Annotated in this window: 22 protein-coding genes; 5 read left to right on the top strand and 17 right to left on the bottom strand. The window is 48.4% G+C overall.

All coding sequences use genetic code 11. The features are described 5' to 3' along the window. Window position 1: 1 nt before the first annotated feature. The 5 genes from HG66A1_RS18350 to HG66A1_RS18370 all read right to left on the bottom strand — a co-directional run bounded on the left by HG66A1_RS18350 (window position 2) and on the right by HG66A1_RS18370 (window position 8,748). Window positions 2–427: a heavy metal-responsive transcriptional regulator gene (locus tag HG66A1_RS18350; protein ID WP_145187132.1), complete on the bottom strand. Its 426-nt coding sequence runs from the start codon at window positions 425–427 to the stop codon at window positions 2–4. A gap of 249 nt (window positions 428–676) precedes the next feature. Then, window positions 677–4,690, bottom strand: a complete 4,014-nt coding sequence (locus tag HG66A1_RS18355; protein ID WP_409999484.1) for an efflux RND transporter permease subunit — start codon at window positions 4,688–4,690, stop codon at window positions 677–679. A 44-nt stretch (window positions 4,691–4,734) separates the two neighbouring features. Further along, window positions 4,735–7,143, bottom strand: a complete 2,409-nt coding sequence (locus HG66A1_RS18360) for an efflux RND transporter periplasmic adaptor subunit (RefSeq protein ID WP_145187135.1) — start codon at window positions 7,141–7,143, stop codon at window positions 4,735–4,737. Window positions 7,144–7,313: 170 nt separating this feature from the next. Beyond that, window positions 7,314–8,171 (bottom strand): zf-HC2 domain-containing protein, encoded by an 858-nt coding sequence (locus tag HG66A1_RS18365; RefSeq protein WP_145187138.1) that lies wholly within the window; start codon window positions 8,169–8,171, stop codon window positions 7,314–7,316. A 1-nt stretch (window position 8,172) separates the two neighbouring features. After that, window positions 8,173–8,748, bottom strand: a complete 576-nt coding sequence (locus HG66A1_RS18370; RefSeq protein ID WP_197996664.1) for an RNA polymerase sigma factor — start codon at window positions 8,746–8,748, stop codon at window positions 8,173–8,175. A gap of 402 nt (window positions 8,749–9,150) precedes the next feature. Between HG66A1_RS18370 and HG66A1_RS18375 the strand changes: the two genes are divergently transcribed. The 4 genes from HG66A1_RS18375 (at window position 9,151) to HG66A1_RS18390 (ending at window position 11,175) form a co-directional block, all read left to right on the top strand. Next, window positions 9,151–9,534, top strand: a complete 384-nt coding sequence (locus HG66A1_RS18375) for a hypothetical protein (RefSeq protein WP_145187140.1) — start codon at window positions 9,151–9,153, stop codon at window positions 9,532–9,534. Window positions 9,535–9,621: 87 nt separating this feature from the next. Continuing rightward, window positions 9,622–9,810, top strand: a complete 189-nt coding sequence (locus HG66A1_RS18380; protein WP_145187143.1) for a hypothetical protein — start codon at window positions 9,622–9,624, stop codon at window positions 9,808–9,810. 13 nt (window positions 9,811–9,823) lie between these two features. Further along, window positions 9,824–10,078, top strand: a complete 255-nt coding sequence (locus tag HG66A1_RS18385; protein WP_145187146.1) for a hypothetical protein — start codon at window positions 9,824–9,826, stop codon at window positions 10,076–10,078. Then, window positions 10,075–11,175 carry a hypothetical protein gene (locus tag HG66A1_RS18390; RefSeq protein ID WP_145187149.1) on the top strand — a complete coding sequence of 367 codons (1,101 nt, stop codon included), beginning with the start codon at window positions 10,075–10,077 and terminating at the stop codon, window positions 11,173–11,175. The genes HG66A1_RS18385 and HG66A1_RS18390 overlap by 4 nt, the downstream gene beginning before the upstream one ends. Window positions 11,176–11,208: 33 nt before the next feature. On the opposite strand, the gene HG66A1_RS32830 is transcribed toward HG66A1_RS18390, so the two are convergent. After that, window positions 11,209–11,562 (bottom strand): recombinase family protein, encoded by a 354-nt coding sequence (locus HG66A1_RS32830; protein ID WP_145187152.1) that lies wholly within the window; start codon window positions 11,560–11,562, stop codon window positions 11,209–11,211. Between the two features lie 270 nt (window positions 11,563–11,832). On the opposite strand from HG66A1_RS32830, the gene HG66A1_RS18400 reads away from it, so the two are divergent. Then, a complete protein-coding gene (locus HG66A1_RS18400; protein ID WP_145187155.1) occupies window positions 11,833–12,891 on the top strand; it encodes a GNAT family N-acetyltransferase in 1,059 nt (352 codons plus the stop codon). Between the two features lie 191 nt (window positions 12,892–13,082). Here HG66A1_RS18400 and HG66A1_RS18405 read toward each other — a convergent pair whose 3' ends face one another. The 11 genes from HG66A1_RS18405 to HG66A1_RS18455 form a co-directional block, all read right to left on the bottom strand. Continuing rightward, window positions 13,083–13,442: a hypothetical protein gene (locus tag HG66A1_RS18405; protein WP_145187158.1), complete on the bottom strand. Its 360-nt coding sequence runs from the start codon at window positions 13,440–13,442 to the stop codon at window positions 13,083–13,085. Between the two features lie 23 nt (window positions 13,443–13,465). Then, window positions 13,466–14,164: a helix-turn-helix domain-containing protein gene (locus HG66A1_RS18410; protein ID WP_145187161.1), complete on the bottom strand. Its 699-nt coding sequence runs from the start codon at window positions 14,162–14,164 to the stop codon at window positions 13,466–13,468. Continuing rightward, complete coding sequence (locus HG66A1_RS18415; protein WP_145187164.1) at window positions 14,136–14,891, bottom strand: cytochrome c3 family protein; 756 nt, start codon at window positions 14,889–14,891, stop codon at window positions 14,136–14,138. Before HG66A1_RS18415 ends, HG66A1_RS18410 begins: the two co-directional genes overlap by 29 nt. Window positions 14,892–14,899: 8 nt before the next feature. Next, a complete protein-coding gene (locus HG66A1_RS18420; RefSeq protein WP_145187167.1) occupies window positions 14,900–15,349 on the bottom strand; it encodes a TolC family protein in 450 nt (149 codons plus the stop codon). A gap of 37 nt (window positions 15,350–15,386) precedes the next feature. Then, window positions 15,387–16,157 carry a hypothetical protein gene (locus HG66A1_RS18425; protein ID WP_145187170.1) on the bottom strand — a complete coding sequence of 257 codons (771 nt, stop codon included), beginning with the start codon at window positions 16,155–16,157 and terminating at the stop codon, window positions 15,387–15,389. A gap of 4 nt (window positions 16,158–16,161) precedes the next feature. After that, window positions 16,162–18,180 carry a 2Fe-2S iron-sulfur cluster-binding protein gene (locus HG66A1_RS18430; RefSeq protein WP_197996665.1) on the bottom strand — a complete coding sequence of 673 codons (2,019 nt, stop codon included), beginning with the start codon at window positions 18,178–18,180 and terminating at the stop codon, window positions 16,162–16,164. 69 nt (window positions 18,181–18,249) lie between these two features. Continuing rightward, entirely contained in the window at window positions 18,250–19,611 is a 1,362-nt protein-coding gene (locus HG66A1_RS18435; RefSeq protein WP_145187173.1) for a Glu/Leu/Phe/Val family dehydrogenase, read from the bottom strand. Between the two features lie 314 nt (window positions 19,612–19,925). Then, complete coding sequence (locus tag HG66A1_RS18440; protein ID WP_145187176.1) at window positions 19,926–21,188, bottom strand: cation:proton antiporter; 1,263 nt, start codon at window positions 21,186–21,188, stop codon at window positions 19,926–19,928. A 337-nt stretch (window positions 21,189–21,525) separates the two neighbouring features. Next, on the bottom strand, window positions 21,526–21,975 hold the full coding sequence (locus HG66A1_RS18445; protein WP_145187179.1) for a hypothetical protein: 450 nt from the start codon (window positions 21,973–21,975) through the stop codon (window positions 21,526–21,528). A 113-nt stretch (window positions 21,976–22,088) separates the two neighbouring features. Then, complete coding sequence (locus tag HG66A1_RS18450) at window positions 22,089–22,379, bottom strand: glycogen-binding domain-containing protein (protein WP_145187182.1); 291 nt, start codon at window positions 22,377–22,379, stop codon at window positions 22,089–22,091. A gap of 374 nt (window positions 22,380–22,753) precedes the next feature. Then, window positions 22,754–23,581: a hypothetical protein gene (locus HG66A1_RS18455; protein ID WP_145187185.1), complete on the bottom strand. Its 828-nt coding sequence runs from the start codon at window positions 23,579–23,581 to the stop codon at window positions 22,754–22,756. Window positions 23,582–23,782: the final 201 nt, after the last annotated feature.

A 23,782-nucleotide genomic window follows, 5' to 3' on the forward strand; every position in this document is an offset into this window, starting at 1 on the left:
GTCATTCTTTTCGAGTTAGTGTTGACTTTCTACCGTCAAGTGCTTCTAAAATGGGGCATTCGGCTGTCTGCTTTCTCTTTCCACACGCCGTGGAAAGTCGAACCAGGGCCTGCTTGATCTTGCGGAGAGTAGCAACTTTACTTTCTATGTCGGCTATCTTCACGCCAACTTTGGCCTTTACATCCTCGCAACAAAATTCTGAATCCACTCGCAACGATAGGAGTTCCTTGATTTCTTTCAACGTAAATCCAAGTTCCTTGGCCCGGCTAATAAACGTGAGTCGTTTGACAACATCAACATTGAACTGTCGGTAGCCCGATGCAGAGCGGGTTGGTTTCTCTAACAAACCTTCGCGCTCGTAGAATCTGACGGTTTCAATGCCGACTCCTGCTTGCTCGGCTACCTTTCCGATTGTTAGTAGTTTCATGGCTGTTTCCTTCATCTATAGATATTATCGAGCCTGTACCATACTACAGAGTCAAGACTAAATCGAATAATTTGCTATATTCACACTCTGAAAAAGGAGAGTGCTATTCAAATTTCGGCGAAAAACAAAGGGGACATTCCACGATTAGTGGGACTACAACTCGACAAAAATAGAATTTCGTCTGAGTATAAACCGCATAATAGAAAAGAACGGATAAGCAAATACTGTTTTAAACAGCTTCGTCGAAGATTACGTTTTTGCGTCTTCGGCAAAACGCGGGTCTTCGATTCCCAGCTTAAGCTTCCATTCCATCACACTGCAATAGAGCACGGGCACGACCAGCATCGTCATGACTTCGATCAGCATGCCACCAAAGCTGGGTATCGCCATCGGAACCATAATGTCAGAGCCACGGCCCGTGGATGTAAGTACGGGAATCAGGGCCAGGATCGTTGTCGCGGTTGTCATCAAGCACGGTCGAACTCGACGCACCCCAGCTGCGAGAGTTGCATCACGCGCTTCTTTGACGGAACTGATGCGTCGTTTTCGAAAACTTTGATCGAGATAGGATGTGATTACCACGCCATCGTCGGAAGCAATTCCAAATAATGCTAAGAAGCCGACCCAGACTGCGACGCTTAGATTGATTTGGTGAACTTGGAATAGAGTCCGCATATTGGTGTCAAATAGACTGAAATCTAAAAACCATGATTGGCCATATAGCCAAAGCATGATAAACCCACCAGACCAGGCGATCATGATGCCGCTGAATACAAGTGAAGTGGTGATGACCGACCGAAATTGAAAATATAAGATCAAAAAGATGACAAACAGAGCTAAAGGCAAGACGACCATCAGGGTTTTTTGCGAGCGAATTTGATTTTCATAGCTACCCGCAAAAGTGTAACTGACGCCAGGCGGAAGAACCAATGTACCATCATCAATCTTTTGTTTTAAGAAGCGTTGGCATTCTTCAACTACATCTACTTCGGCATTGCCAGGCTTCATGTCGAACAACACATAACCTAACAAAAATGTGTCTTCGCTCTTGATGGTCTGTGGACCGCGCGTGTAACGAATTTTGGCGAGTTGTTCGAGTGGAATTTGCTGTCCTGCCGGTGTAGGTACGAGTATACGGTCAAGTGTCTCGATCTCGTCGCGTAGCTCGCGTGCGTAACGTACTCTCACTGGGTAACGTTCGCGGCCCTCCACTGTCGTCGTGATTTTCTGCCCACCGATGGCAACTTCAATCACATCCTGTACAGTGCGGATGTGCAAACCATATCGTTTTATAGCATCACGGTCGATATCGATTTCCAGGTATGGTTTGCCAACAATTCGATCTGCAATTACAGCTGATGCCTCTACAGAGGGTACTTTTTTCAGAAGTTGTTCGATGTCCAGCGCCACACGCTCGATGGTTTCCAAATCAGGGCCTTTCACCTTGAGACCCATCGGCGCTCTCATACCACTCTGCAGCATCACAATTCGCGCGGCGATCGGCTGCAGCTTCGGCGCAGATGTTGTGCCAGGTAAATCTGCCGCAGCGGTGATTTCTTTCCAGATATCATTGGGCGTGCGAATGTGGTCACGCCATTGGCGGAATGCTCGTCCGTTGGAGTCTTCAATAAGATTCCCTTTTTCGTCCCGTATGAAATCGCTCTTAGTATCATCGTAACGGAATTTGAGACGATGCCCATCCTTATTTGTTATATACTCAGACTTATAAGCGATAACTGTTTCGATCATCGAGATGGGAGCGGGATCAAGCGGACTGTCCACACGGCCTACCTTGCCAACAACAGATTCCACTTCCGGGATCGAGATCAACAGGCGGTCTTGAAGTTGAAGCACGTCCATTGCCTCGCCGATCGATGCGTGTGGCATCGTGGTTGGCATGTAAAGGAACGATCCTTCGTCTAGAGGGGGCATAAATTCTTTGCCTAGCCCCGGCAATGTATTGGCGATCGCTTTCCAAGGAGTTGAGTTACGAATTGGCGCGGGGAAAAATCCAAAAACACGATCAAATCCCAACCAGACGCAACTTCCCAGCATTAGTATCACAATGGGAATCATTAGAAAGAGTCCCTTGTTTCTTAGGCACCAGCGCAGCAGCGGTTCGTAGATGAATCGCTGAAAGATTTGGAAGAACGCCAGCAAACCACCAATTAACAGGACAACGAATAATAGATTCCGAACAAAGCCCTTGTCCGGTCCTAATGGAAGCCAGTGATCGGTCAAAATCAGCCCCACTACCACCACAGCAACGCCATTCGCGGACCAGGGGCCATACTGATTCAGACTTTTAGGTATCCGGGATTCCAGCAGTTTGTACGTGCCTAATGCCATTACAATAGCTCCGACCCACCACGGAATAGAAAAGTAAGTTATCGAGCTGTCTGAACTCATAGGCATAGCGGCTAGAATAGCGAGCAAAAGGGTAATCATGCCAACGAAGATCACACTCCAGTGGAGATATCGCCTGAGTGCTTCAGAACGTAAGCGCCCCGTAAACAATACGTGAGCGACTGGTGGAATAATCGTTAAGGCTACAATGACTGATGCAATCAAAGCAAACGTCTTAGTAAACGCCAATGGTTTGAATAGTTTGCCTTCAGCACCGATCATCGTAAATACCGGCAAGAAGCTGATAATGGTCGTGGAGACAGCCGTCAACACTGCGCCTGCCACTTCGCGCGACGCATTAAAAATGACTTTCAATCGGTCTTCGTCTGGATCAGCTTCTTCCAGATGTTTGAGAATATTCTCACAGAGAATAATCCCCATATCGACCATTGTGCCGATGGCGATGGCAATACCAGAAAGCGCTACAATATTCGCGTCTACGCCGAAGGTTTTCATCCCGATGAAACACATCAGCACGGCGAGTGGTAACAGAGCACTGATTAACACAGAACTTCGCAGGTGCATGACGCTGATCAGAATGACGATGATTGTTACTAGAATTTCTTCAGTGAGCGCAGTATTCAGTGTCCCAAGCGTCTCATAGATCAATCCAGTGCGGTCATAGAAAGGGACAACAGTGATCTGACTGATCGTAGCCCACTCGGGTCGCTTGTTGCGGTCCAAGGATCGTAAATGCTGAACCCATGCGCTGTTGTTAAGTAAATCGTTTTCATAGGCATCGAAGCCATGTGCCTTTGCGTACTGTGTGATCTCCTTTCGCGTTGTTTTCTTGAAGTCGATCAATACCTTAGTTGGCAGCCCCGGTGATACCTCGCCGATCATTCTCTTGACGTTCTTGATCGCCGCTAGAGGGTTGTAACCATAGCGGACAACGCATACGCCGCCAACAACTTCTGCACCTTCTTTATCGAGCGCACCACGCCGAAGCGCGGGCCCCAAAGTCACTTTCGCAACGTCCTTGATCGTGATGGGGACGTTGTCATGAACTTTGAGAACCGTTTTTTCAAGGTCTTCAACTTGCTTAATAAAACCCAAGCCACGAACGACGTATTCCGCTTTATTCAACTCGATCGTACGTGCGCCGACATCTACGTTCGTCATACGAACGGCATTAAATACTTCTCCCAGGCTTACTTTATTTGCTCGCATGGCGTCGGGGTCAACGTCAATTTGATATTCCTGGACAAATCCACCAATCGAAGCGACTTCACTGATACCTTCCGCTGAATTCAGTGCGTAACGAACATACCAATCTTGTGTGGTTCTCAACTCGTGCAGGTCCCAGCCTCCTACAACGTTTCCATCCGGATCGTATCCTTCGAGCGTATACCAAAAAATCTGACCGAGGGCGGTTGCGTCAGGTCCTAGTGTTGGTTGAACGCCTTCAGGGAGCGTCCCTGTGGGTAAACTGTTGAGCTTCTCCAGTACTCGCGTACGAGACCAATAGAACTCGGCTTTTTCGTTGAAGATCACATAGATCGTGGAGAAACCAAACATCGAGTAACTACGGATCGTCTTGACCTCGGGGAGGCCGAGCAAGGCAACTGTGAGCGGATACCCAATTTGGTCTTCGACATCTTGAGGTGAACGCCCCATCCACTGCGTGAAAACGATTTGCTGGTTCTCGCCAATGTCAGGAATTGCATCTACCGGCACTGGATCGCGTGGTAGGCTACCCAAGTCCCAATCGAATGGAGCCACCATCGCGCCCCAGACGAGGATTACAATCACCATCAACAAGACAACCAGTTTATTATTCAGGCAGAACCAGATAGTCTTGTCGAGCAAAGAATGCGGCTCAGGTACTAGATTGGGATTTTCGGAATCAGTTACCATCATTTTTCCTGTTGACATTCATGGACAGGGATGCCCTACGGTTTTTAGTGACTATGTCCCTTATGGTTGGTGTGAGCTCCCTGTTTTTCCTTGTCGAACGAAATCAAGTTGACTCGATCCGCACACTTGAGCATTGTGGCTCCGAAATAGGGATTTCTGATCTGGTCATTATTCTGGAGCCAAATCGCTCCACGCCCCTTGAATGCCATCGGACAATGCAGTTCGTAGAGAGGCCGATTATTTCCTACTTCAAACGTCTTTATAACGACCAAGATTTCTTCTGAAAGTAAAGTGAACGCTTCTCTCATCGATTTAATGTCTTTAGCCTCGATGACTTGATCTGTAATCTTGCTGAGATTGCCAAATTCTTTCTGCCAAACTGTTAATGCTTTCTCATTCAGATGCGATGTTTGGATCGTACCGAGTACCTGACGCAACTTAGGACCTGTTGCCAATGCAAGTTTTTCGTTATCCGATGCCAGGGAATTCGCTAGTGCAAAGTAAGTGTCTAACAATGGCAACAATTGATTCTGAAACTCGATAGGCACGTCGATCTTGATGATCGCTTGCTGATGGTTGCTGTGGGTCAGACCAAATTGCTCGCGAGCTCGCTGAATGTGTCGTTTTAGTTGAAGATAAATCCGATCAGAATCTTGCAACGACGCGACATCACGTCCTTCAACTACGTCATTTGATAGTAACATTGAAAATTCACGCCAAAGCATTTCTACATGGCCTGTCAGTTGTTTTTTGTTGACTTGACTCAACTTCACTCCCAACTGATCAAAGGCTGCACGGATTTTTGCCAAATCGGCTTCTTCAACAGCCGTTGTGACACTATTGAACGCATTTAATACTGCGTCAAGTTGTGAACGGAACTGGGAAGGCAACGTCATTTGCTGGCCTGCTGTTTCACCCTGCTGCGTTTTTTTCTCGCTCTTTGCGCCACCATGATCATGTCCGCCGCCGCCACCGCCGCCACCTCCTTCGGGTGTCATCATTGACGGCTTGGCGGAAATTTGCAGAGCGCTGTCTAGCTTAAAGTTACCGTTGGTGACGACAAGGTCTCCTTCCTTTAGTCCGTTTCTTACAAGGTAGTACGCACCTGCACGCGGGCCTAACACAATTTCACGGCCTTCAAATGTAGGTTCTTTCGCAGTAGGAATTTCAACATATACAATTGCTCGTGTACCAGTGAGGAGTGCAGCCGATACTGGAATGACAAGTGGTTTCGGTTTGTTTTCAGGATTGCCCATAACGTCACCTAATGTCTCGGCCCGAACTAATGGCATGCCACAGATATCGCAGTTTCCAGGTTCGTCCTTGACAATTTCAGGATGCATAGGACTAATCCACTTACCCGTAAGATCTTCATCTATCACGCGTCCTCCCGAAGCGAGTTGTGAACGTACTACGGCACGTACAAACATTTCTGGTTTGAGCTTGCCATCCTTGTTAGGCACATTGACTCGTACTTTGACGGTTCGGGTATCCTTGTTTAATACAGGGTCAATAAACGCAATGCGGCCCGTAAAAGTCTCGCCTGGGTATGCTTCAGTTGTGAATTCCACTTTTTGCCCGTAGTGGAGCCAAACCAAATCAGATTCATAGGCATCGAGTTTAACCCACACCTGATTCAAGTCAGCAACAGTATAGATTCGATCTCCAGTGCGCACGCGGTCTCCTTCTTGCCGCAGCTTTTCGATTATGACGCCGCCAATCGGCGAGAAAATGGTGATATGATCAGTCGGGGCACCACGCTGTTCAATGTCTTTGATCTGTGAAGCTGACAAGCCAAGAAGCCGTAGTTTTTCACGTGCGGATGCGACAAGATCAATTGGTTGTACGAGTTTTGTGGAAGAGGAAGTGCGATCACGTTGGTATTTTAATGCCTGAATTAACTCCTCTTGAGCAGCATATAACTCTTCGCTATAAATGTAGACTAGATGATCACCTTTCTTGACTTCGATACCAGTAAAATCGACATACAGCCGGTCGAGGCGGCCGGAAACCCATGCCGTGATATATGAGAGTTTTGTTTCGTCATATTCGACTTTTCCGACCATACGTATTTCTGCTGTAACATAACGTCGCTCGACAGGTGTAGTCTCGATTCTCATCAACTTCCGCGCAGTGGGGCTGATTTTAATCGTCCGTATGCCGCCTGCTGATGTCGTGACAGGCACCAATTCCATACCGCAGATAGGACACTTACCTGGACCATCACGGCGAATCTGGGGGTGCATCGAACATGTCCAGATTTGAGACACATTTTTGTGCTCTGTATGAGTCTCACTGGATTTGGCTGAATTGACCGTCGATGAACTATCTTTCATTGACCATGCAATGCTGAAGCCGATTATTAGTAGAACGGCTGCCTGCCCTATCCATAACTTGCCAGTATGTTTGCCATAGATGCGACTCCACCAATTTCCTTGAAATGAATCATTCATAATCGGCCTTTATTCATCATGACAAACGGGTATTTTCTGTTCAAACATAGTATAGCCAATAAGATATAGGCTTTCTTTCGCTTGAGATTTGACCATCGAAACTTATACATTCACAAGTCTGTTTGTGTTTCTCTTTGTTTGTCTTTTAAGAAATATACGAATTTGATTCATCAATTCAGAACGGGCTGTTTTTTCTCATTCAACCATGAAATGATTTCGTTGACTTCAGCAACGTCCTGTACCCCAATCAATGTGATGTGACGCGACCCTTGTTTCCAACTGGCAGCGATTTGTTTATCTAATTCAACCAGACAGCATTGCTTATCTTTACAATAGACTGAAATATTGGGCCTGTCCCCGAACCATTCTTTAGTTTCTTTATCGTCATGCTCAAAAATAGCCAATTTGCTGCCATCGTTTCGTTTACAGATAGATTGTACACAAGTGCAACACGGCATCTTGATGACATGAGTTGATTCAAGGGTATATTCGGCGGGCAGACCGTTGGCAACGGATGGCCGGTAGCCTACTTGCTCGACCGCTCGATTAGGGTCAATGAGCTTGTTCTCGTACTTCTCAAGTAGAATCTGTTGAGCCACATCAGGATCGCGGACAAATTCGTCAAGATAATGACCGAACTCTACTGTGAAATGATCATGATTACCATGAGTAAACCATGACTGATAAGTGAACCAGCTGATTCCAACAGCAGTGAGGATTGTTGCTGCCAAAACAAACAACTTAGGAACCGAGAACGAAAGCCGATGATCATTATGAACTGGTTTGAGAATGGGATTTTCGCAGATAGACTGCTCGTCTAATTTCTGATTGATTTGACTCCAAATTTGTTGAGTTGGCACAGGCTCGCTGAGAACGCTGGCCATTCGCGAGAGTTTTTCGAACCCAGTAAGTTCTCCTGCACATTTTGTGCAAGTGCCGATGTGTGCCGACACGCGGTCCCTTTGGTCATCTGCTAACTCGCCATCATAGTAGGCGGAAAGTAATTCTTGAACTTCGGAACAATTCATGTTACGGCTCCCAACCCAGATCAGCAAGTTGCTGCTGTAATTCGCGTCGTGCGCGATTCAGCCGTGATCCAACGGTTCCTTCTGGAATTTCCATGACTTCAGCGATTTCGCGATATGACAGACCTTGAACTTCACGGAGTACGAAGATTGAAAGTAACTCTGGCTCGATTCTTGACAGAGCTACTTCCAATAGTTCCTTATGATCTATACGTTCAAATTCGGGATTATGTTGGCTCATCGGTTCGTGTGAGAGATTTTGAAAATTCCAACGACGTCCTTTTCTAAGGTGTTGAAGTCCTTCATTTATGGCAAGTCGATAAAGCCAAGTTTCGAACTTCGATTGAGATTCAAACTGGTCAATCTTACGAAATAATTGTAGAAAAACTTGTTGAGTTACATCTCCCGCATCTTGTAATCCAACGGTGCGAACCATGAGCCGGTAAACTTGCCGATGACACAACTCGTAGAGGCACTGTTGTGCACTACGTTTTTTTGAACGACATCTTTCTAATAGGCCAGCGTCAATTTCAGTCGCATCGCTAACATACTTCGATGTTGTTGTGTTTTTAGATGCCACGGCAAGTAAGTTTCTTCATGGGATTTCAAAAAATGAGCATGAAACAAAAGGTTGCATCTTTGACTTACCCTGATTCTAAGCAAATTCACGATAATGCCTGATCATTAATGATGAGATGTATTTTCTCTAGAGCAGCGTAGCATACCATTTGGCTCAGAACAACTACGAGTATTGATGTACTGTTTCATATTATTCGTCAAATTAATATGAGGCTAAGGAGACTTCCGATCTTTGCTGATAAGTCAGGTCCGTTGATCTGACAGAAATTCCATTCGTAAATCATCTCGAAAAAGAATTTCATTTTCATGAAGAAACTGTAGTGATTGTGCATCTAAAACAAGGTGCTGCAAAGTCGTTATGTGGACATGGTGGTTTTTGTTTCTTAGATATACGAGGATTTTGATGAAATACATGGTTCCTTTTAGTCTCTTGTCAGTCATATTTATTTCAATTTTCCTATTTGGTTGTGGTTCTGATCGTACTCAACCAACTGACTCAAGCTCTCCTTCTACAAGCGATGGCCACGTCGACCACAGCCACCAGGGTATGAACGGACAAACTGACATGGAAAAAATGAACGTCGCACTTTCGAAATTGTCTACTGAAGACGCAGCTTCAGCAGAGAAACAGCATGTTTGTCCTGTCTCAGGTAAGATGCTCGGTGTGATGGGACCACCTCAAAAAGTCGATGCTAACGGTCAGCCAGTATGGATTTGCTGCGATGGCTGCAAAGGTAAGCTGCTCAGCAATCTCGATGAATATCTCGCTAAGTTGAAAAAAGAGTAGCCGAGACATAAGTACTATTTTAATCACCCCTATAGCGCGGCTGCGCTTGTAAGATTCAGCAAGAATGACCGACGAGGGGGAGGTATTGTGAAACATTTTGTCCACATGCTGATAGGCTGTGTGCTGCCGTTCTTGCTGATTTTAATTCTAACTTTGTTCGGCGTCGGCGAAGGTGTGACGATGTTTGTCTTTGTTGTTCTTATGTTCTCGTGCCATTTATTCATGATGCGCGGACACCGGCACGGTGAAGATGGACACCTCAAGCAGCAAGACTGAGCGGGAGAAAATCATGCGTTGGGAAATGATAGTGGGTGCGCTGGAAATCTTTATTCTGGGCTGGTTGTTCGGGGCCACCACCGTGTTCTACAACGTTAGTGTGAGCGAAGCCCGCTATCAAACTGCTACCCATCTTGCATTGGCTATGGAAGGAGCAGGCAATGGTGGAGAAATTGCAATCGACAGGGAGGGCGAACCTTTAATTCAAAGGGAGCTTGGCTGCGTTTATGTATTCCGCACACTAAATCAACTCAGCGTGATCTCATGAGCGGCTGTTCTTCACTACTGCGAACTATTGTTACAATACTCGGTACCGACTCGCAGTGCGAACACACCGACAGCCTGCAGGCCATGCTGCACGGTCATGTGGCCGGCTTTGGAAATCTACCGGATTCCCAAAGTGCCACGAAGAACCGGAGAAATTGGAGATCGAAAATTTCTCGACTGACAGATCAGATATGGGGAACCAGTGACTCCGCATATCTGAATTCCGTACTGTCCACGCTTGACGAAACTCAATCAAAAATTGTCATCGGCTACTGGGGAACACTGCCACTGCCTGATTTGCTGGCGATAAAAAAGGCCCGTCCAGATGTCAAAGTGGTATTACTGCTGCTGTGTTACCCTCTGGCCTTGTCACATGGTGGAATTCTCCGGCAGGACTTTTATCTGCGAAGGGCCGCCCGATTTCTGGATGGAATCGTGTTTCCGTCGGACCTGACCGAGGGGTATGTGCGTGGCCGAGTCTTTCGCACCGGCTTTCCACCATCGGTCGTCATCCCTCCCTGCTGGCCTCGAAGCTTTCAGGCGACTTGCGAACTGCGTCGCACGGCGGCGAGTCCGAGTTTGATTTTCGTCGGGCGAACAGACATGAGCAGTCCCACAGCCACTACGGCCGACGACGTGCGTCCGTTAATGAACAGCATCCTCGGTACGGGCATTGATTTACACCATGCCCGGTCGCCCGAGACGGATGATGGTCACCCGCATCGCCGCCATTTCTCACCACTTCCGATGCGAGAATTGATCGACAAAATTGGTGAATTTGATGCGAGTCTGATCGCGTATAACACTCAGGGATGTGCACGCGACGACCGTTTCTACCTGACAATTCCCGACCGATTAATCACCAGCGTGGCTGCGGGGGTTCCCGTGGCAATTCCGAGGCAGGGTTATGGTGCCATCAAGAGCTACCTGAGGGATTACCCCCTGTTAGAGTTCGACACGGCAGACGAACTCGCACAGACGCTTGCTGACCGTTCGCTGGTTGCGAAATTGCGCGAAGCGGCGTGGAATTCGCGATCAAATTACGATGCGGCACTCTACAGTCCGGCGCTCGCTCAGTTCCTGAATCGGTTACTTTAATAGCAACGACCAATTATCAGGTGTCCGGTCGAATTAAGATGCGAGTAGAAGGGCTCTGGGGCATCGGAATTTGTGTCGGTTCGCGTTCCAGGTTCGCTGGTTTCCGGTCACCGCTTGTGCGGCGTTTGATGTAGCGGTATCGTCATCCCCTGCAGCCAAGCCTGTTTTAGTTGTCTCTTGTATAAGTCGCTGCTCGAATTGATCGAGAGCAGAGAAGACGTGAAAGATCAGTTCTCCTGAAGGTGTTGTTGTATCGATGATACCGACAATAATCGAACGAAATCCGATTTCTCGTTCCTTCAGCTCTTCGATCATAGTTGCGAGATAACGTAGTGGTCGTCTCAGACAGCCTAGCTTCCAAACAAGGAGAGTATTTCCACTTCGCAAATTTACTTGTCAAAGCAATAAAAACGGTCGATCAGTTTTAGTGCCCGAGAGTTTGTCACAGAAGATGTGCTCCTGTTTGACCCCATGTTCCAGTTGATTTCTACCGTCTAAATTGAAAGCCAACTTCAAAGAGAGAAATAGTATGCAAACTAGACCAGAAATCATCTTGATCAGAGCTAATTTGACTTTATGTCCCCGAGACCTAGACTTCACCAACGACTGTCTAAGGAATAATTGCACTTTTCATTTCCAGAAACGAGCTGAAATAACATGGGCTACTCTATCACCCAGGCCAAACCGAGTGACGATCAGAAAGAACTGATTTCCTTGATCAATCGGAATTTTCAGAAAAACGACCCCCAGTGGTTTAACTGGTCTCAACGGCAGAATCCATTTGGTGAAAACCTCTGCTGGCTGGCCCGGGAAGAATCAGTCGGTAAACTTATTGGTTCTACTGGCCTGTTGCGAAGGCGCATGAACTATGGCGGCCAGTCCTTTGTAGTCGGTCAGGCTGAAGCAATCAACATCGATGAAGCACACAGATCGGCTCAGGCAGCGCTCAAACTGCAACGCGCCTTAATCTCTCACCTGCCCGAAACGGACTTTCACTTTGTGTATGGCATGACGGAAACTGCGGCGGCGGTCTTTAAACGATGTCGCTACAAACAAATCGGCACCTTCCAGCATTGGGTCAAACCGCTGCGCAGTGAATACAAGCTTAAGAATAAAATCTCGAACAGATTTGTCAGAAAAGGAGCGACAGTACTCATTGATCTGGCACTTAATCTCTACTCTCTCGAATCCAGAACATTCAAGTCGCATCGTCTTAAAGTAAATAATGACGCACCGATTGATGAACGGTTTCATCGACTTTTTGAAAAGCATGCTCACAATCTTATCATGGTCGAGCGCACGCGCGAATTTCTGGAATGGCGTTTTTGTCATGAGCCGTCGACTCGCTTCCAGATCATGACTTTGGAGAACCGTGAGCAGGAGCTACTGGGCTATCTGGTTTATGTGATTGGGGAAACCGGCCGAAATGGTGACCATGCAGCGGGAATTCAGGACTTTTTCTATCGCGACCAGAAATCATTCCAACAGTTACTGGTGGCTTTCATCCAGCACTGCCGTCAGATCAGAATGGAAACGATCGTCATGAATTATTTTGGTCGAAAAGAAATCGCAAACATGCTTTCGCGATTCGGGTTCTTTCAACGTAAGTCGTCGACCCAGGTCTTTGTGCATGACAATCCCCAGTTTAAAGACTTTCAAATGGAAGTCCTGCACGACTCCAATTGCTGGCACCTGACAAACGCCGAACTGCTGTAACTGTCTCAGAAAATAAACGGTCTATCAACGGGTAACCGAGACCATGCCACTGATACCACATCAGTTTTATCGGTAGCTCGAGGTGTGGCTATCCAGAGCAGCCAGCACGATCGTTATATCATCGTGCTGCACCAGCGACCGCGCCTTCTCTGCGGGGAATGCTTCATAAAATGCCCCCTTGGTGTGCGTGTTCAAATTGTCGCAGATGACGACACTTTTCTGGTAGAACGGTAGCGCGTTGTCAGCAGCCGTTCCATTTCAATCGCCCAGTCGGCTTTGGTCCTGTGATCGCGGACACGGACTTCACGCCAACCCGACAGAGGTTCCGTAAACAGGAATACGCTGGCGGTTCCACACCGCTCATATTCATAGTCGACTCGACGTGCCTGTTTTCTGGTTGCCGGTATGGGCTGGCGAACTTCTTTGCGAAGCTGAACGGGTTGCTCATCCATGCACAGCACGGGATATTCACTGTTGTAAAGGGCTTCATAGGTGTCTAGAACCTCTTCCATCGACGCAATAAATTCGGCGTCGGCTTCTGGTGAAATCACCCAGTACTGAATTTTGCGCTGTGTTATACCGTTTTTTTAAGCGTTTGACGAATTGTTTCGTGACTGATCGATTCGACCAGTCCCAGTTCCACTACCCGTTCTGCCAGCAGCCGAAGCGACCAGTTTACATATCCTTTTGACGGTTTCCCCAGACGCATGGCAATCACCCGCGCTTCCTGTTTGCCGACAAGAACTTTCTGTCTCGGTGGTGACTCCCGAGTCTTGCCATTTAAGGCAATCTCAAATCCATCGACGACGAGCCGTTTGCGGAGATTTTCAATGGTCTGAACGCGACATGAAAACGCTTCAGCAATCTTCTTGTCTGTCCAGTTTGGTCCCCGCACATCTGCCTTCAGCAGAATTTCTGCGCGTCTTACTTTCTGAGGCGAACCTTTCAGTCGCTTGCGGACATCCGTAAGTTCCGGATGAAATTCGAAACAATAGATGACCATTGTCACGGGATGCAAAATCAAAATTCCCAGAATAACACCGCTCAGTGTATGAACCGGCACGATACACTTCAGCCGATCATGATGCCGTTCTGTTAATTTTCCTTGGTTGTCAGGTTTCTCATTATGCGATAGCGCTTCTTCTCTTCGAGCGGTTATCTCGGTAACCATTTTGGTTGATGGATCTCGGTCGAATGTATGATTCATTTGATTTTGCCTTCCTTGCCGATAAACCATTACGATGCTAATGGTGTTTGTACCAGCCAGCCCCAAGGATGTCGTTCCAAGATGTTGTCTGGTGGCACTGGAAACATTGATCAACACGAGCGTGTGGCCGACCAGCAACGCGGGCTGAAATCATTTTGAAGTGCATCATGTAGTGACTGGGCGGTGCCTGGTGACATTGCGCGCAGTCCATTGAATTGGGGGATGGGTGTCGGAATTCGGCAATCATCCACTTGTCCGTAGCGTGGCATTGAGCACAGTCTTGGCCGAAGAGTTGGAAATGGCGGTCATCGTTTGAGTGGCAGGTGGCACAATTGAGGGCCACTTCGTCTGGCGTTATGTTGGCGTGCGGTGGCACCCATAACTTCGACCAAGTCAGCAATTTGTTGTTTACATCATCATCCTTCAATTGGCGCATACCTATCTTGGCCAGCATCACGTGGTCCATACTTGTCGCACGTTTTCCTCGGCCTTGATGTTCCAAGTGGCACTCTTTGCAGCTACTGATACTGCCATGGAACGACGTCGGTTGCCGTTGCAAAAGAGACTCGTTGTTGGCATGGCAGACGATGCATTTCGACGTCTCGATGCCGGTGACCGATGTGTGGCATGCGGCGCAATTGTTTTCCAAATGCGCATGAGCGGCCGACAATTGGCCGGGTTCGGCCAAGCGTTGCCAGGTTGCGGGTTGTTTCAGCGCAGATTCGCTCGACGTCATGATCCACAGAACGACGAACAAAATGCTTGCAACAATGTAGATCCATTTGCTTTTCATGTGTCATTTCAGCCCTGCTTTTTCTTCTGTCGCTCACGTACGAGTCTGATTTCCACTTTCAGGCGATCTGACTGACTGCTCAGAATATCTGCCGCGGAACCATTCCCGGATTTATGTTTCGCCTCGGCAAGTTTCTCCAACTCACTCGCCAACTTAATAGATCTCTCCAGCAGCTTGATCCGCTCTTCATGACTAGTGGCGAGTTCGAGTTTCACCAGCAGAAGTTGCTGACGCGCCTGTACAACAGACTCTATACCAGTTTCTCCGTTGCGATAAGCTTCTGTTTGTACTCTTACAAGTTGCGAAAGTACGAGTTGACGCTTCTGCAAAAGTTCAACGATGGACTCCGCGGTTACAGCCGTCGGTTCTTTACCGAATGAACCAGCGGACCCCACGGTCAGAATCGTCGCAATAAAGAAGCCGGTCACAAATTGATTAAGTCGAAGTGTCGTGTTCATGGTTTTTCTCCTGGGACATGTCAGTTAAAGATGATGCTTACCTAAACCACCTCAGACCAAAATAGATCGCGAAGTACACGTGTAGAGCCAACAGTCCGTACAAAATGAACGAGATTATGATGTGCAACTTGAGCCACTTTCCAAACCACTTTTTAAAATTCTCATGGGTTGCAATGGCGTACTCGACATCGGCAATGGCCTCGGCCAAGCGAACCATTTCGCGAGGGGACGAAGCAAAGGCATCATTTGTTTGCGGCAAGGATTTCTCTGTAAGGAAGAATCTCGCAGCCTGTCTGGAAAAGAAGCCAGTGAAGTTACGGACTATGTGGGTTTCCTGAGGACGATTCGCCAGTTCTTTCTTAGTGTGATCATAAATTATTTCCAATTTACCAAGCTGGGCATTCTTCTCGCGGATTTCTGTAGAGATCTGGTTCATCAGGTATCGTCCCACAAAGCCGCTGACCACAACCAGCAACGTCATCGCTGTCAGAGCGATACCAAGTGGGCTTTCGTACTTGTGGCCGCTATGGATCACTACCAGGATTGGTCCAGTGACTCCCGCATAAATGTGCCACGCCAGCAGTGTCCGCATGGAGACGTACTTTGTCACAACTTTCTTGAGTCGTTTTACGCGTTTGACGATCATATAAGCAAGTGGCACGAGCATCAGCAGCGCACCAGTCACACCGAACATTCCGCCCCATAAACTGCCTGCGAACCGTGGTGATTCGTGAAACGGGAAACCTAGCCAGGTGATGAGCATCAACACCACCAAACCAGTCACTACGATTTTTTCACGCTCTTTCATCTTCTTACGCTTCTACACTTACATTGCCGGATGATTTTGCTTGACAGGCAAGAATCATTCCTGTCTCTTTGTCTTCCGGTTCCAAGCCATCTTCAACTTCCATGGAAACTTTTCCTGACAGGAGTTTGACTACGCACACCCCACACGAGCCAACCCGGCAGGAATAGTCGATGTCAACGTCCACCCGCTCGGAAGCCTCCAAAACGGTCTCGTCCACCTGAAATTGTGTTGACTTGGCTGACTTACTGAAGGTCACCGTTCCGCCAGTCTCAGCAATGTCCGTCCCAGCCGCCTTCGCTCGTTCTTTGGCTCGTACTTGTGGTTTCTGTTCGCCTCCAAAATTCTCGGTGTGTATGCTCTCCATAGGCACTTTGAGTTTGAGCAGCATTTTCTTGGCTGCATCCATCATCGCAACCGGACCACAGATGTGAATCCGTCTGGAAGCAATTTCTGGCACCCACTCAGCTAATAAGTCTCGCGATAGCCTACCCTTCCGATAGCCATCCCTTTCCTCTTCGATGCGACTCATCGCAACGAAAACATGCAAATTCTCATGTTGCTCCTGAAGCCGCTTAAGTTCGGACTCGAAGATGAAATGCTCAGGGTCATGACAGGCCACGATAAAGTAGATGTCACCATTCCAGACCATGTCCGTCAGAGCGCGGGTGACACTCATCATCGGCGTGATCCCCACGCCACCAGCTATCAACACAATGCTGTCTGCCTCTTTGCCTGTGAATATGAATTTGCCACTAGGGGCCTGCACTTCGATTGTGTCGCCAACTTTTAATTCGTCGTGAAGATATCGAGAGCCCGCGCCATATTCTTCCCGCTTGACTGAGATCTCACAGTAGTATCCCTGGGTTGGCGATGAGGAGATCGTGTAACTTCGCCTGATCGGTTTTTCGCCGACCGGCAACGTGAGCGTGAGAAACTGACCTGGCAAATAATTAAAAGGGATGCCGCTCCCATGGCAGGCGACCAGCCGAAAAGTTTTTACGTCGGGTGTTTCCTGGTTGATGCGGGCCACCCGCAACCGGCATAGCTTCTTCTTACGAATCGGCAGGAGACCTGCTGAGATATCTGGCCGATCAGTTAATTCCTCGTCACTGGGGCAAGTCTCTTCCGAATCATTGCAACAATCGGCAACGGTTGCCGACTTATTGGAATCCTTCGAGGTTGCAGGATGCTCAGGTTCAGTCAGTGAATCTGATGGCAGACTGGTCGAGGGAGAAACCTTCGTCGTACTGGCACCTTCGTTAGCCGACTCGTCTGTGATAAGTTTATCAAGCAGCGCCGATGCACGACGCATCTTAAAGAAGTACATGGCAATCATAGCGGCAGCGAAGACACTCAGTAAAACCATCACTCCTGTGTGAAAGGGCGTCATGCCCCAGAGCCGCACTCCCGTCGGTTTCGCACCTGCAGGTGGCAGCAGGTGCATCTCGCGCTTAAACCATTGTAAAGCGACGTTGCGGGGAGCTTTACCCTCGTCGATTGCACGGTGAGCAGCCAAACCACTTTCAAATTGCGCTAAACCCTCTCGCATCTTGGCCGTGGCCACTTGCATCGCAGCGAAATCGTCGGTAGGTACGGTGTTGGTCAGTTCGTCAAGCCCAGTGGCTAGCAGTTTCGCGCCTTCCATCATCCGCTGGTGGGCTTCCTGTACGATCACAGCCCGCTCTTCCATGGGTAGGTCGGGCAGGTCCATCAGCTTGGGGTACAGTTCTTTGGGCTTGGGCGCGCCCATTCTCTCCATCATGACATCCATGCCGCTATCCTTCCCGCCTCCCATCATTCCGCCCATGCCACCACCTTTGCCGCCCCCCATCATGCCAGGGTTTTTGCCCGCCGGTCCTGCGTTACCTGTTCCAGCCTGTCCCGGGTGATGTTTTTTGTGCTCTTCGGGAGACACCTGCCCATAGGTGAGCGACGTTACCATGAACGCAAGGCCGAGCACAGCAAGGAACGGTACACTGGTCCAAGGGATTGCCCTAAAGTTCAGAATCAAGTCTTTACGCATGCTGTCTCCAGTCACTCTCACATCAGCTTTCATTGCGGCGATTAACTTACGCTGGTCTCGCTCTCATTTTTAATTTGAGACGATGCCGTTCGAGAAATATTGGTGGGTGCCTTGTGACTCAATCGCTTCGCTGATTCGGTTCAATCCATGAGCATAGGCTGCCGTTCGCATATTGATTGCGAGATTTGTCATCAGTTCGTATATCGCGTTGAACTCCCGAGCCATAATGCGCTGCAAGCGATCTTGTACTTCATCTTGCGTCCAATAATATCCCGCACGGTTCTGAGCCCACTCAAAGTAGCTTACTGTAACGCCCCCCGCATTAGCCAGAATATCCGGAACCACGAACGTGTTTCGTTTGTCCAAAATTTCTTCAGCAGCGCTTGTTGTGGGGCCATTGGCGACCTCGACAATCATTGGCGCCTTGATTCGGCTGGCGTTGTCAGCGGTTAATTGATTCTCCAGCGCGGCGGGAATCAGAATATCCACGCCCAATTCCAGCAGATCGGCATTGCTGATTGATTCACCCGTAGCTGGGTCATTTGTGGTACATTTGCACTTGGACTCAGCGTCTCCACAAACGGGACAATCACATACTGATCTTTCACTATAGACGCCACCAATCATCTGGCCTTCTTGTTTCAACTTGATGGCCCTTGGAATATCAAGTCCTTCGGCTCGATAGATACCACCTCGCGAATCACTGATGGCGACGATACGGTAACCGTCAGCATGTAGCAGTCGTGAGACGTGTTGTCCCGCATTTCCGAATCCCTGAACGGCAACACGAATGTCGGTTGGTTGCCAATCCTTCAGCTTCTCCAATTCCTTAATACAATAGTATGCTCCACGGCCCGTCGCGTCGTCACGCCCTAGACTACCGCCCAAAGGAATTGGTTTGCCGGTGATCACAGCCGGTATACGTTGGCGATGAATTTTTGAATATTCATCCATCATCCAACCCATAATCATGGCGTTTGTATACACGTCCGGGGCCGGAATGTCAGTTTCTGGCCCAACGAAGTCTGCGACTTGTCCGATAAATCCGCGGCTCAGCCGTTCCAACTCCATCCGTGAAAGTTGTTTTGGGTCAACAATCACGCCACCCTTTCCGCCTCCAAATGGGATGCCCACCACGGCACACTTGCAGGTCATCCAGAAGGCCAGCGCCTTTACTTCATCCAGAGACACGCCTGGGTGAAAGCGGATGCCACCTTTTGTCGGTCCACGTGTGTCGTCGTGTCGGACACGAAATCCTTGAAAAATCCGTAGCGAGCCATCATCCATGCGAACCGGTATTGAGACCTGCAGCACAGCCTTGGGGTGCCGCAGTCGCTCGATTGCCTCTTTATCAATTTTTGTGAATTCAGCTGCCTGATCAAGTCGACCAATGGCGTCCTCAAAAATTCCGTTAACTTCCTGTTTGGCCATCGTTACTACCTCTTGAAATCATGTCTGCTATAGCCTGTTCAAGGCTGAATGCTGACTCGGTTTAGAGAGCACCAGTCTCCTATAGTTCCTTAGATGCTGCTTAGGACGGCATTCTTCAGAATGTAGTAGATTTTTTTCTTCTTTTACGGCCTTGGCAACACAAGCCCTCCACGGCCAGCAATATTGGAACCACTATCCTGTCCCAATTGATCCCCGTTGATGCACGGCGCATCATATATATGACAAACGCAAAAACGTTCTCCACTTCCGGAACTTCGTCAACACGCCATGAGTTCGCGTCCGTGGAAATTACCTCAGTATCGGTGAAACGGCATTTCGTTGATTGATTCGTGCTCAGCGGCTGCACCCAATTTCTTCGTGGCCGTTGTGCGACGAGCATACCATTTCGCTGCAGGATAGGCAGTTAATCCGTGACTGAACACACTTAAAGCCACCGTCGCCATGGCTACTGCGAAGACCTCCTGCCGAGCAGGGATAGCAATTTCTTCCATCAGCACCAAAGCAAATACAATCGATGCAACTCCGCGTGGTCCGAACCAGCCGACAAACAAACGTGTATCCCGTCGCAGCCGTGTTCCCACAAGGCTCACTGCCACAGGCAGCATCCTTAGCACAGTCAATCCCATAATACTGTAGAAAAACCCAAGGAATGTGATGTTGGCAAAGGCCTGCGGCAGCAGGACGGCACCAAAAACTAGAAATACCAGCAACGTTAGTAACTGCCCTTCGGTCTCTGCGAATTCGCGAACTGCGCCGCAGAGTGCTCGCGAGACGTTTCCGATGGTCAGTCCTGCACAGAAGGCCGCAATGAAACCGTTGCCGCCGACTAACTCGGCTGCACCAAAAGAGAGCAGTGCTAGGGCGAGTGTCGTGAGTTCGAGAAACGAATGACTGATCCACTCGCGTCGTGACGCATGCTCAATCAGTTTACCCCCGACGTAGCCAACTCCGATGCCGACCAGTGGACCAAGGCCGACTTGCATCGCGGTAAAACGAACCCAATACGCGGTCGACTCTGGATGCTCAGCCACACGTGCGCCGCACAAAAAGATCAGAAACAGTGGTAGACATAGCCCATCATTCAAACCACTTTCGACGCTGATGCTTTGGCGAATTCGAATCGGTACTAATTTATTCGTAACCACAACATGGGCCAAAGCGGCATCAGTTGGCGTCACAATCGTCGCCAATACAGCGGCCTGCCAAAAACCCAGTTCTTGGAATAACAACCAAGCGATAAGGGTACCGAAAGCAATACTAAGCGGCAGTCCAATCGTCAGTAACCGGACCGGCAGATTATGTTCCCTGTACAGCAGTTTCAGGTCGATCCGCGATGCGTCTGTGAACAGGACTATGACCAAAGTCAGTTCAGCAAGAAAATATATTGCGTTGTTTGCCAGTTGGAATTCGAGTAGGCGAAAGCCCGCATCTCCAATCAACAGACCGAATAAGACGAAGACCATTGGTGCAGTGACGACACTCTGCCGCAATCGCGCCGAAACAAGACCGAAGAGAATGATTCCCAAGGCGATAATGGTGACAGATTTTATGTCCATGAGCGATCACCCGATGCCTCGCAGCTGCATTGAACGGTTGGGAAGTATCGGTAACAGATGGTTGTGCGGAACGGGTTCTCAGTCTGGCTCGTCGTTGAGTGGCTCAGACGCAATGATTATCGACGATGCTCGGTTAGATGGGCGCGTTGTTAAGACATTCAGAGTGATCTCGGCCTCCATGTAAAGGACGAATCGGCACATAGCGAATTTGACTCCCCACAGGGACTTATACAACCGTAGGGCAGGTTGGGATTCTGCCCTACGGTGACAGCTTGGTGTAGTCCTGACCCTCACGGTCAGATTAAGTCTTAACTATTTCAGGTTTCTTTTTGCCTGGTTAGTGATGGTGTTTAGCACCGCTGCCAGGCTTGGTCGCACAGACAAACATCGCGTCATCACCACACTTCGAGCAAACATGGTTCACTTCTTCGTTCTTTCCTTTGCCTTTACCGGTACCAACAACAGCGACACTACCGCCACAAGCGGCACATTTGTGCTTTTGGCCAATAGTCAGCATTTTGACATGCGATTTGTCCTTAGTCACATGCTGGACCATCACATGCTTGCACATGCTACACGCCATGGCAATCGAGTCTCCCGGCTTCAGAGCTTCCGCCTCTGCTTGGGTCTTGATGTGGTTCATATGGACCGCATCATGCCCATGATGAGCATCATGTTTTTTGTCATCTGCTTGGGCTGCAACGGACCACCACACCATCATCGAAATAGCGAGTGTAAGTCCAGTAGTGATGCTAAGCTTGCTGATGAGGTTAGTTTTCTTTGTCATGAGCGTGGCTCCTTTAACTAGTTAGTTGAGGACAAACATGGTTTTTCTGACCGTATATTGTGAACGTGCTGTTTTTCGTCTCTCCTTTCATTGCCCGTAATGTACGGGGAAAATCATACGACATCGACGAACCGGTTCAGCGTGCCGAAGTCATTCGGAACACATTTGGGGCATTCGTCCGAAGTCTGGCAGTTTGGCTCACAGCACCACTGGCCGTCCACGACGAACTTATATTCACTCCTCCCGGGTGGTAATTTCAATTCGGTAGTCCAGTTACCTTTGCCGTCCGTTGTCATCGGTGTTGCATCCATTTGCCAGTCATTGAATGTACCGGCCAAAAACACAACTTCAGCGTCTGGTGCGTGGCAGTTAAACTTCGTCGATTTTGTTTTTCGTTTTGACATAAAACTGTTCCTTGTTACATTACAAGAGGGTTTTTCGTCGAGAGTCTTAATGATTTCAGAATCTACTTGGGTGGACTTTGTCTTTGCCACAGAGGTGATGATTTGCTTCCCACCCCCAATTGACTGCCAGAATCAGACCTGGCAGCATTCAAAGCTTTGGCAGCATTTTGAATCGCTATAGTTGGATGCCGTGACAAACAAATCATTTGCTAAACGTGATCTCGTGCTTCTAGTTCACAAAATTCTGCTCATGGCAAATTATACGTTGCCGTAGCGGTGGTTATTGTTCGTATTCTTACTTATTCTTCATCTTGCTCTATAAAAAATTTAGTAACTATTCTCAGACCTTTTCCCGCGTGAGTGATGACTTAGTTCTATTCGCGCGCCCCCGTCGTCTGGTGATCCGGAGACAAGTTTCCGACGAGAGTTTGACGTTGTTCGTCAGTGAGAACCCTGGCTGCTTCCCCGACTGCTCGGATGTAGGCGATCCGCTTGTCGCTACGGAGTTTTTCGATTTCACGAATCTTGGTCTCAATCTTGGCCGCGGCGGGCGTATCGGAACTGGTTAACACCCAAAGTTCCTGCTCTGCCTCCGAAATCCAACGGTCAAATGTGGCCTGACCCAACAACACCTTTTCCTTGATTTGATTCAGCTTTACTTGTTGTTCTTGAGTCAACGTGATGTGCTGTGAATGGTCGAGAAAAAAACTGGTGGCGCCAATATGATAGATGTGCGATGCGCCGGCAAACCCAGGCAATGCCGACGGCATCTGCATCTGCCCCATGCCTTTCATCTGTCCCATCATTGCCATTCCCGACATTCCTTTTCCATTCATCATTCCCATTTCAGACATTCGCTGCCCAGACATTGTTGCCATGCCCATGCCAACTTTTTTTCCCATACCTTTCCCCATCATGTCCTTCATCGGATTGCTTTTCATCCCGGAGCCCATTTTGCCATCGTGCTTTTGCTGTAACGTCATTTCGAGTTTCGCCACTTTGGTTTGTAAGTCTTGAATTTGAGCGGCTAACGATTGGTCACCGGTGGTTGACTTGCCTGAAGTGTGATTCGTGTGAGGACTACCTTTCGCTGTAGAACTTTGTGCGCGGACTGTCCTCAAACTGACTAAACTCAATAAGAAAAGGACTGCGACCAAAGTCAAAACAATTTGAAAATTCTTGGTCCTTGTGGCGTAGTTCATTATAACGCTCCTCATTCAACTGATTTTTAACTGAGAATCTAGACGGAAACCTCTTTTATTTCTGATTTTCGAGCTTCGCCTTCGTGTTATCATGGTGTCTTTGGCAGCATCATGTTTGTATTCCGCATCAATCTATTTTAAGGCCAGAGAGAACTTGCTGTCGTGAGCATTGAGGATGGTCGCTTTCTAAGCCATTTCCTC

This window comes from Gimesia chilikensis (assembly GCF_007744075.1).
Taxonomy (GTDB): domain Bacteria; phylum Planctomycetota; class Planctomycetia; order Planctomycetales; family Planctomycetaceae; genus Gimesia; species Gimesia chilikensis_A.